The following is a 9,813-nucleotide window of genomic DNA, read 5'->3' on the forward strand; positions in this document are numbered from 1 at the left end:
AAACCCCTACTCTTTAGAGTGAATCATGTCTTCCGGTCTAATCCATTGATCATACTGCTCTTCTGTCAGCAATCCTGAATTAAGCGCAGACTCTTTTAATGTGATTCCTTTGGCGTGTGCATTTTTAGCAATTTTCGCAGCATTTTCATAACCAATGTGCGGATTTAATGCTGTTACCAGCATTAATGAGTTATTTAAGAATCTGTCGATGTTTTCCTGAACAGGTTCAATTCCTACAGCACATTTGTCGTTAAATGTATCCATGCCGTCAGCAAGTAAATAAATTGACTGCAATGTGTTATATAAAATAACCGGCTTAAATACGTTTAGCTCAAAGTTACCCTGTGACGCTCCGAAACTTACAGCAGTATCATTACCAAATACCTGCGCTACGACCATTGTCAGCATTTCAGACTGAGTCGGGTTTACTTTGCCCGGCATAATTGAGGAGCCCGGCTCGTTTGCAGGAATTTCAATTTCGCCAAGACCAGCACGTGGTCCAGATGCAAGCCATCTAACGTCGTTTGCAATCTTCATTAAATCAGCAGCAAGTGCTTTCAATGAACCGTGCACGTAAACAACTTCATCATATGAAGTTAATGCATGGAATTTGTTAGGTGATGACACAAATGGCAGACCAGTCTGTTTGGCAATTTGTGCAGCTACTTTGTCACCGAATTCCGGGTGAGCATTTAGTCCTGTACCTACAGCTGTACCGCCGATAGCAAGGTTTCCTAGCTGTTTTCTGGACTGATTGATCATTTCTTTTGATTTTTCAAGCATATATGACCAGCCGCTGATTTCCTGGCCTAAAGTAATTGGTGTCGCATCTTGAAGGTGCGTACGGCCAATTTTAATAATATCTTTAAACTTCTCCTGTTTCTCTTCAAACGTCCCGTGAAGTTTTTCAAGTGCAGGTATCAGCTGGTGTTCAATTGCCTGGCTCAGTGCAACGTACATTGCAGTAGGATACGTATCATTTGAACTTTGTGATTTGTTTACATCGTCGTTTGGATGTACAACTTCATCACTGCCTTGATCTTTCAAGTATTGGTTCGCAACGTAGCTTACTACTTCGTTAACGTTCATATTACTTTGTGTTCCACTGCCTGTTTGCCAAACGACAAGCGGGAAATGCTCGTCCAGTTCACGGGCAATTATTTTTTCACATGCAAATACAATCGCATCTTTTTTCACAGAAGAAAGTTTTCCTAAATCGCTGTTTACGATCGCAGTTGCTTTCTTTAAGTGAGCAAATGCTACGATAACCTCAATCGGCATTTTTTCTTTGCCTACTGGAAAGTTCTGACGGCTTCTTTCAGTTTGTGCTGCCCAAAACTTATCAGCAGGCACCTTAATTTCACCAATTGTATCGTGTTCAATTCTAAATGACATACAAAAATCCCCCCGAAATATAGTATTCCTTACTAGTTTATACTATATTGCGAAAGGATTCATTAAGAAATGAGCTATGCAAACTTATAAGAGTAATATTCCACAATATCCTGGTCTAAATTGGCTGCTGCCTCTTTATCAATAACGACAGTTACCATGCGATGCTTCTTAATATCACTTAATGTACCGTTACCTTCCAGGTTAGCATCATAAAGACTTCTTACTACCGCACTCTTATCAGGGCCAGTTGCATAGATAAAGAGCTCCTTAGCTTTAAAGAGTTCCTCGTTATCATTATTGAAACCGACTTTTTTATTCGAATTTAAATTGAGTATTGCCACGTTTACTTTTTTCTTGCCTTTGTCATCAAGATCATCGGCTGTGCCGCCGTTGTTCAGCTGTGATGAAGGAATATCGAGATTTTTGAAAACATCCATACCACCCTTGCCTACTGCAAAAAGCTGCACTTCAGATAAATCTGCAGGATGATTTTTTACTTCGCCGACAAATTTTTCATATACCTGAGATAAATCTTCATTAACATCAAGAGCTAAAATACTCTCCGGATTGTTATGAATCTGTTTACGTAATAAATCCGCCGCAAAAATGTCTGCGAGTTCTTTAGTTTCAAATATTTTAAAATTCATTGCCATAATTTTTGTCCTCCAATAATCGTCGCATTGTAGTTTAATCTTAATATTACATTTATCTTACCCTAAACGTCGATTAAAATAACGTAATCTTGATAAGAAACGTAAATTAATAATGAGAAACCACCTTTTTTACAACAAAGCCTTTTTAATCTCTGCAGAATGGTTTATAATAAATGTAATTAATATATAAGTACTGGAGGCACATTAATAATGAAAGCATTTCTTATTTTAATGGTTTGTGCAGCCTTCCTGACTTCAATTCTTACAGCAGGCCGCGAAACTGACTGGGGATACAAGGACGATGGGGAGACAAAAATTAGAGAATAGTTTTATTCAATAAATTTTTATACCGGACAGCTTCGCGCTGTCCGGTATTTTTGTGCAGATTTTGAGAGTAGAATACGACGGTGTTTCCTTGTCGTCCTCCAGCCCTACCAAACTTCCTTTAAATCAAATGATTGAGAATTATTATCAATTAATATACAATAATATGTAAATGCTGTACATATTAAGCAGTACTAAGGAGATTATATTCATGCAAATTTACTGGAGCAAGCTCATAGATATTATTACTGAGTCGCCTGAAGTGAAAACTTTCGTTTTTGAATGCCCTGAAGATTATACGTGGGAAGAAGGTTCTCACATCCACCTTGCTTTTAAAGGTTTCAATGCTGGTGAAAAACCTGACAGAAGCTTAATCAGACATATGTCGATTTCAACACTGAGAGATGAAAATACAATTGGTATCACAACGCGTGTCAGACAGGATGCATCGAAGTTTAAACAGATTTTAAATGAAATGCCGATTGGCACTGAAGCAGCAATTTTCAAAACACATACTAACGTGCCTTTAAAACGTGAGGGCAAAAATATTTATATGCTTTCTTCAGGTGTCGGTCTCGCTACTTTCAGACCGCTCGCTCTCGATTATCTTAACAACAGTGAAAATGTTGCTAAAATACACTCGTTAAATATTGATTCATCCAAAAATTATTTGTTTACCGATATATTCAAGTCAGAGACTGATAAAAACCTGACTGCGCATTTTGTCAGCACTCGTGACGAATACTATGAAGAAGCAGAAAAACTGACAGAAGATAAAGATGCCTTATTTTACGTGGTCGGCAGCGATGAGTTTCTGAAACAGAATGTTGAACTGCTGCTGAAACAAGGTATTCCAAATCATCAGATTCTGCTCGACAAACATGAAAGCCAAAAAGAACAGTTCTTTGCTAATTAAATCAGCTTATTAATATAAATAAATGATAAATATAAAAATCGCAGTATCTCTAAAGATACCGCGATTTTTTATTATAGTTTATTCATTATTCTTCACATTTTGGAAATCGAATTCCTCATAAGGACTAATTTCTATACCGTCTAGAGATGATTTATAAACATTATATTTTTGCGGGTGCAAGATAAATATCAGCGGTGCTTCTTCGACTAAGATAGTCTGAATTTCACTGTATATTTCTTCTCTTTTTGCATCATCTGCTTCTCTGCTGCCCTCTTCAAGCAGACTGTCTATCTTATCGTTTTCAAAGAAAGCTCGGTTTCCTGGTCCTCCTAACCTGGATGAATGAACCAAGGGTGTAATCGCATTATCCGGATCTCCCGTTGAGTTCCCCCAGCTCATAATATATAAATCATGTTCCCCGTTTCCTGTTGCTTCAAGGAATGTGCCCCACTCCAGCTGCTCTATTTCCAATGTAATATTCAGTTCTTCAAGAGACTGCTGCAGCCATATTGCAGTGTCCACACGTTGTGCATTATCGCTGTTTACCATCATCGTCAGCGTAAAACCATCTTCATAACCTGCTTCTTCAAGTAATCTTCTTGCTTCTTCCATATCATATTCCAAAGGTTCAAGCGATTCGTCATAGCCGAAAACACCAGGTGCGAGCGGCGATATTGCTTCAGTACCGGCACCGTTATATATACCGTCTATTACAGCTTGTTTATTGAATGCATGTGTCAACGCTTGTCGGACGCGCTTATCTTGCAGATATTCATTTCGTGTGTTCAAACCTATATATTCAAGCGCCACAGATTGTGTTTCATTCAAAATTAAATCATCATTAGATGTTATTCTATCCTTGTCGCTTGGCGGTACGTCTGCAATAATATCTGACTGTCCTGTCTCAGCTTCTGCAATTCTTGATGATGCTTCGCTTACTACTTTTAATGTTAAATCAGCAACATTAACGTCGCCATTCCAGTAATTATCATTTCTTGTCAGAACTGTTTGTTCACCAGGTGTTCTGTCTTCGTATTTCAAATATCCTGTTCCCGCTGGATTTTGTTCTACTACCGTACTTGTATATTCAGTTATTTGTTCTGCAATATCTTCATGGTCGCTGCCGCCCGCTTCACGTATTTCGTAATATTCATCCAGTGTGATATCAATTCCTGCTTCATCAAGCGCATGCTGATAATCTTCATCAATCAGTTCTTTGGATAGCATATCACCGGCGCCATGTGTCAGATGACCGAGTAAAGGTGAAAATGGGTATTCTGTAATAATCTCTACCGTGTATTCATCGACTGCATTAACTTCTTCAATCATTTCAAGAACAAACGCTCTTGTTGAGCCCCGGCTCGGATCAAGCAGGCGGTCGAAATTAGCCTTCACTGCTTCAGCATTAAATTCACTGCTGTCATGAAATTCGACACCTTCCTGTAAAGTGAATTGCCATGTTACATCATCTATTTGTTCCCATTCTGATGCCAGTTCCGGAACGATATCCAGATTTTCGTTCTGACTGACGAGCCCTTCATAAATGTGAGACCTTACCTTTTCAGAAGGTGTGTCGTTACTTCCGTGCGGATCCAGTGATACTGCATCTGCAGGTAATGACTGAGTGAGTGAAATTTTTTCTCCGTTTTCACCGACAGTATCTGATATTTCCGTTGAAACTTCACTGTCATCCGAACAGCCCGCCAATGCAAAAATAAGTAATCCGGCGAATAAGTATGTTTTAAATGTTTTCATATTATACCTCTCTGCTATGTATTTAAATCATACTATATCACTAGGGTTTATGTTCGTCTACATAATTTCTGAATAATTTAATAGTTGATGTAAAAAAATACACATATGAACATTCATATGTGTACTCAAATATCTTTACTGACCTAAAAAGCCATTTTCTTTTAAAACAGTGTCTACATCCAGACGCTGTTTTTTACTGAGCATATCAATAATCTGTTCGCTCCACTTATCATCGCGTTTGCCGTCAGTTCTACTGCTGTAATAATCGCTGATACGCTGATCGTATGCTTCGATATCACTCTGAACTTCGTCAATTCTCTGATATGTGTTTTCATGATATACCGCTTCAAACGGCAGGCGTTCTTTTTTCGAACCGTCTTCTCCTGGTTCAGGATAGCCTGCAACCATACCGAACAGCGCGAATGTACCTTCCGGCAGTCCTAAAATTTCACCGGCTTTTTTAATATCGTTACGCAGTGAACCAATGTAGCAAATACCGAGGCCCATGCTTTCTGCTGCAACTGCCATATTTTGCGCTGCTAAACTTGCATCCACGACACCGACAATCAGGTTTTCTGTTTTATCGTATGAAACTTCTTTCCCCGCCCGTTCAGCAAGTTCTTTATGACGATAAAAATCCACAACAAAAACAAACAGATGTCCGTTATGTTCAACGTAGCTTTGTGTACTGATTTCACGCAGTGCTTTTTTCTTTTCGGGGTCAGTGACTCCCATAATTGAATAGGCTTGTACATAGCTTGATGTACTTGCACTCTGCGCTGCACCGACCAGTGTTTTAATCGTTTCAAGTGATAACTTTTCATCTGTAAATTTTCTTAAAGAACGGTGATTATTTATTAATTTTATAACGTCATTCATCAAAAAATCCTCCTATTTAAGTTCAGGGTAGTCCTGTTGTCTTAATGCTTCATATACTAGTATACCGACTGTGTTCGATAAATTCAGCGAACGGACTTTGTCTGTCATCGGTATTCTCATCAGCGATTCTTCATACTCATCTTTTAACCAGTCCGGGAGTCCTTTTGTTTCCCGGCCAAAGACAAAGTAATGAGTTTCTTCAGAATTGCTGTAATCCATATCCGTAAAGTTCTTTTTACCGAACTTGGAAATCATATAGTAATTCCCTTTGTTCTTGTCAAAAAACTCTTCTATTGTCTCATATTCATAAAGCTCGAGGTCTTTCCAGTAATCCAGACCCGCACGTTTCACATACTTGTCTTCCAGACTGAAACCGTAAGGTTTAATCAGATGGAGCGGTGTGCCTGTTGCGACACATGTTCTTGCGATGTTTCCTGTGTTTTGCGGTATTTCCGGCTGATATAGTACAACGTGATTCATTATTTTTCCTTCTTCCTAACTCGCTTCTTGAATGCCTGTAAGCATTTCTTTTTTTACATCGTCATCTGTTTCAATGGCATATCGTTCATAAATATAATCAAGTGCTGCATCTCCGGAAATTTGTCCGATTGCCCAATAGGCCGTTCCTTTAATGACCGGACGCACATCAGTTTCTGCAACAGTTTTAAGTATATCAATTGCTGCGGTTTCTTTAAAGTGAGCAAGTGCAATGATTGCATTGCGCTGAATTGGCTTTTTGCCGCGCCATACACCCGCAAGGTGTCCGTATGTTTCTTTAAATTCCTTGTTGGAAATCTGCAGCAGCCCGGTCAGTTCAGGTTTTAATATTTCCGGTTCAAGGACGATATCTTCGTGGTGTTCAGTATTAATCCCTTTATTACGCGGGCATACTTGTTGGCAAGTGTCACAGCCGTATAACCTGTTCCCTATTTTAGAACGATACTCCATCGGCATAAATCCTTTTGTCTGAGTAAGGAATGAAATACACTTTTTAGAGTCGACCTGACCGTTACCAACCAGTGCGCCTGTCGGACAGCGGTCTACGCAAATGTTGCAGTCCCCGCATGAATCCAGTAACTCTTCATCTGCCGGGAAGGGGTAGCTTACAATCATCTCACCGAGATACGAATACGTTCCGAGTTTCGGGTTGATGATAAAACCATTCTTGCCGGTAAAACCGAGACCGCTCCTCCGAGCGACTTCACGGTCGCTGAGTACGCCCGTATCCACCATCGATTTGCAATCAACAGATGGATCCAGTTCATTGATAAAAGCTTCGAGTTTCTGAAGCCTGCTCCTTAAAAGCGTATGGTAATCCATCCCCCATGATGCCCTCGCAAAAATACCGCGGCGTTCGCCCTGTTTCGATTTAGGCGCATTGCGCAGTTTATTCGGATATCCTACAGCAATAGAAATAATACTCTCGGCATTAGGCAGACTCGCTTTCGGGTTTGTACGTTCTTCAATCGTGCCCGTTTCGAATCCCGACTCAAACCCATTTTTATAGTAATCAATAAGTTTAGCTTTAAACTCAGTGAACGGTTCAGCCGTCGTAAATCCGATATCATCGATACCAATCGAATGTGCATATTCAATTATGCGTTTTTTAAAGTCATGACGGTCCATAATTCCCATCCTTTATTTGCAAATTATTCTTATGTGCTTTATATTGTAAGTAACAAATACACGTACGAGGTGAACTGCAGGACAATGAAATAGATTATCCTTTTTCTTATGACATATTCATGCAAATTTATTATGCGATTCAGGCGTATTTATTATGCGAAAAATTATGTCGAAATAGGGTAATCTCTGCAGTTCATATATAATTCTATGCAATCATTCTGCTCCCCTCTTTAATTTGCGGGAGTGCTGATAGTATATATTATACTTGGTGAGGCCTTATTTCGACAACGAAATGAGGCTTTTTTATGATGAATCTTAATGACATCAATTTAGAAATTAACGGTGAAACAATTATTTCTATTGATAATATTACCGTACAGGATCAGAAGACAATCGGTCTGATCGGCCGTAACGGCAGCGGGAAAACAACGCTGATGGAACACATGGTTAACAGCGGCACCTTGCATACAGATCAGCGGATCACTTATATTCCGCAGTTGAAAAACAGTGACTTTCATAAAAGCGGCGGTGAAACGACAAAAGTTTATCTGCAGGAAGGTTTGAAAAATTCAGCCGGTATTATTTTACTGGATGAACCGACGACACATCTCGATGACACGAATGCCACATGGCTCAGGGACGAACTTAATCAAAAGAAAGCACTTAAGATTATCGCATCACATGACCGTGATTTTCTCGATAAGATTGCAGATGAAATATGGGCAATTGAAGATACAAAAGTCGTTATATACCCCGGAAACTATTCGCATTACAAAGAAATTGATGAACATAACAGACAGCGTGCCAAACTTGAATACGATAAGTATGTCCGCGAAAAACAGCATCTGGAGAAAGCAGTTGAAAGTAAATCGAGACAAGCTGCTTTAGCTAACAGAGTATACGACAAGGAAACAAAAAAATACGTAACTAAAGAAACACCCTACTTCAATAAAATGCAGAAGAAATTAGATAAAGTACGTACAGGCATGGAAACCCGTCTCAATCAGCTTGAGGAAAAAGAAAAGCCTGAAGAAGAAAAAGAAGTAATTTTCTACACTCAGGATATTGAGAAACTTGGCGGAAAAACAATTATCCGTCTTGAACGTGAAAATATAGCGAGAGAGAACAGAGTGCTGTTAAAAGACGTTTCACTCTATTTAAAGGCGACAGATAAAGTGAGCATTACCGGCAAGAACGGTTCAGGTAAAACTACTTTGCTTAATTATATTTACGATAAGTATCAGGATTCTAACTTAGCTATCGGCTACTTTTATCAGCAGCTTGAATCTCTTAATTTAAATTCGAGCATTCTTGAAAATATTCAAAGCAGCAGCAATTACAACGAAACCACTGTCAGAACTGCCCTCGCCCGCTTAAATATTAAAGCTGATGAAGTTCATAAAAAAGTTTCTGTAATCAGCGGAGGGGAACGTGTGAAAGTTCAGCTGGTGAAACTGCTGATGTCGGACAGCCAGGTGCTGATACTCGACGAACCGACGAATTTTCTCGATGTCCATTCAATCGAAGCGCTTGAAGAAATGCTTAAAAGCTATCCGGGATTAATTATTTTAGTCTCACATGATAAACGCTTCCGCGAAAGTATATCAGAAACTTCGTATAATATTGAAAATCAACAGCTCATTAATCCGGACACGCCGCCGCCGAGAAATCCATCAAAAGATGAGCTGCTAGTACTGGAAACTCAGATTACCCGTGTACTCAGCGATCTCTCAGAAGGATCTACACCGGAACTGGAAGACGAATTCCAGCGTCTGATTAAACAGAAGAATGATATTAATCACCGTTAGAATAGCAACAGGGAGACGCCGTTGTTAACCGGGAGCTTTGGATTCACAACAGGGATTCGCCGTTGTTAACCGAGAGCCTTGGATTCACAACAGGGATTCGCCGTTGTTAACCGGACTTCCAAATCAAAAAATAAAAGGCATCCCAAGTGACGTGCTCCCCTTAAGTTGGACCTAAATCCAACTTAAGGGGAGTTTTTGTTATGAAAAATAAAAAACATAGTTTTGAGTTCAAAATGGCAGTAGTTCAATCCTACCTTAATAATGAAGGTGGATATAAGGCTTTAGCTAAGCAGTATCAGATCAACCCTTCATTAATTACAAGATGGGTGAATAACTATAATGAGTTTGGGCCAGACAGCCTGCTTAAGCACATGACGAAAACAACTTATACTAGTGAATTTAAACGATCTGTTTTAGACTATAGACAAGAAAACTTGTTGTCCTATAAAGATACAGC

General features: G+C 39.3%; 9 protein-coding genes. 3 read left to right on the forward strand and 6 right to left on the reverse strand.

Annotated elements, in window-relative coordinates; genetic code table 11:
• Positions 1-6: 6 nt before the first annotated feature.
• Positions 7-1,395 (reverse strand): class II fumarate hydratase, encoded by a 1,389-nt coding sequence (gene fumC / locus H625_RS0112265; protein ID WP_026860185.1) that lies wholly within the window; start codon positions 1,393-1,395, stop codon positions 7-9.
• 74 nt (positions 1,396-1,469) lie between these two features.
• The gene (locus tag H625_RS0112270) at positions 1,470-2,048 is read right to left on the reverse strand and encodes a sugar phosphate isomerase family (RefSeq protein ID WP_026860186.1); all 579 of its coding nucleotides are present in this window, start codon (positions 2,046-2,048) and stop codon (positions 1,470-1,472) included.
• A 535-nt stretch (positions 2,049-2,583) separates the two neighbouring features.
• On the opposite strand from H625_RS0112270, the gene H625_RS0112280 reads away from it, so the two are divergent.
• Positions 2,584-3,288 (forward strand): hypothetical protein, encoded by a 705-nt coding sequence (locus H625_RS0112280; RefSeq protein WP_026860187.1) that lies wholly within the window; start codon positions 2,584-2,586, stop codon positions 3,286-3,288.
• 78 nt (positions 3,289-3,366) lie between these two features.
• Here H625_RS0112280 and H625_RS0112285 read toward each other — a convergent pair whose 3' ends face one another.
• The 4 genes from H625_RS0112285 to queG all read right to left on the reverse strand — a co-directional run bounded on the left by H625_RS0112285 (position 3,367) and on the right by queG (position 7,548).
• On the reverse strand, positions 3,367-5,043 hold the full coding sequence (locus H625_RS0112285) for a glutathione ABC transporter substrate-binding protein (protein WP_026860188.1): 1,677 nt from the start codon (positions 5,041-5,043) through the stop codon (positions 3,367-3,369).
• A 135-nt stretch (positions 5,044-5,178) separates the two neighbouring features.
• Positions 5,179-5,922 (reverse strand): oxygen-insensitive NADPH nitroreductase, encoded by a 744-nt coding sequence (nfsA, locus tag H625_RS0112290; RefSeq protein ID WP_026860189.1) that lies wholly within the window; start codon positions 5,920-5,922, stop codon positions 5,179-5,181.
• A gap of 12 nt (positions 5,923-5,934) precedes the next feature.
• Positions 5,935-6,405 carry a tRNA (uridine(34)/cytosine(34)/5-carboxymethylaminomethyluridine(34)-2'-O)-methyltransferase TrmL gene (gene trmL / locus H625_RS0112295; RefSeq protein ID WP_026860190.1) on the reverse strand — a complete coding sequence of 157 codons (471 nt, stop codon included), beginning with the start codon at positions 6,403-6,405 and terminating at the stop codon, positions 5,935-5,937.
• Between the two features lie 12 nt (positions 6,406-6,417).
• Complete coding sequence (queG, locus tag H625_RS0112300) at positions 6,418-7,548, reverse strand: tRNA epoxyqueuosine(34) reductase QueG (RefSeq protein ID WP_026860191.1); 1,131 nt, start codon at positions 7,546-7,548, stop codon at positions 6,418-6,420.
• 305 nt (positions 7,549-7,853) lie between these two features.
• Between queG and abc-f the strand changes: the two genes are divergently transcribed.
• Together abc-f and H625_RS0112310 are read left to right on the forward strand one after the other, a co-directional pair.
• The gene (gene abc-f, locus H625_RS0112305; protein WP_035786024.1) at positions 7,854-9,356 is read left to right on the forward strand and encodes a ribosomal protection-like ABC-F family protein; all 1,503 of its coding nucleotides are present in this window, start codon (positions 7,854-7,856) and stop codon (positions 9,354-9,356) included.
• Between the two features lie 200 nt (positions 9,357-9,556).
• A partial coding sequence (locus H625_RS0112310) for a helix-turn-helix domain-containing protein (RefSeq protein ID WP_026860193.1) occupies positions 9,557-9,813 on the forward strand: 257 nt, incomplete at its 3' end.

The organism is Jeotgalicoccus psychrophilus DSM 19085 (genome assembly GCF_000425845.1).
GTDB lineage: Bacteria > Bacillota > Bacilli > Staphylococcales > Salinicoccaceae > Jeotgalicoccus > Jeotgalicoccus psychrophilus.

What these genes read in the sequence shown, in the direction of transcription:
- fumC (WP_026860185.1), bottom strand. Translation starts at nt 1,395, where the DNA reads ATGTCATTTAGAATTGAACACGATACAATTGGTGAAATTAAGGTGCCT.
- H625_RS0112270 (WP_026860186.1), bottom strand. Translation starts at nt 2,048, where the DNA reads ATGGCAATGAATTTTAAAATATTTGAAACTAAAGAACTCGCAGACATT.
- H625_RS0112280 (WP_026860187.1), top strand. Translation starts at nt 2,584, where the DNA reads ATGCAAATTTACTGGAGCAAGCTCATAGATATTATTACTGAGTCGCCT.
- H625_RS0112285 (WP_026860188.1), bottom strand. Translation starts at nt 5,043, where the DNA reads ATGAAAACATTTAAAACATACTTATTCGCCGGATTACTTATTTTTGCA.
- nfsA (WP_026860189.1), bottom strand. Translation starts at nt 5,922, where the DNA reads ATGAATGACGTTATAAAATTAATAAATAATCACCGTTCTTTAAGAAAA.
- queG (WP_026860191.1), bottom strand. Translation starts at nt 7,548, where the DNA reads ATGGACCGTCATGACTTTAAAAAACGCATAATTGAATATGCACATTCG.
- abc-f (WP_035786024.1), top strand. Translation starts at nt 7,854, where the DNA reads ATGATGAATCTTAATGACATCAATTTAGAAATTAACGGTGAAACAATT.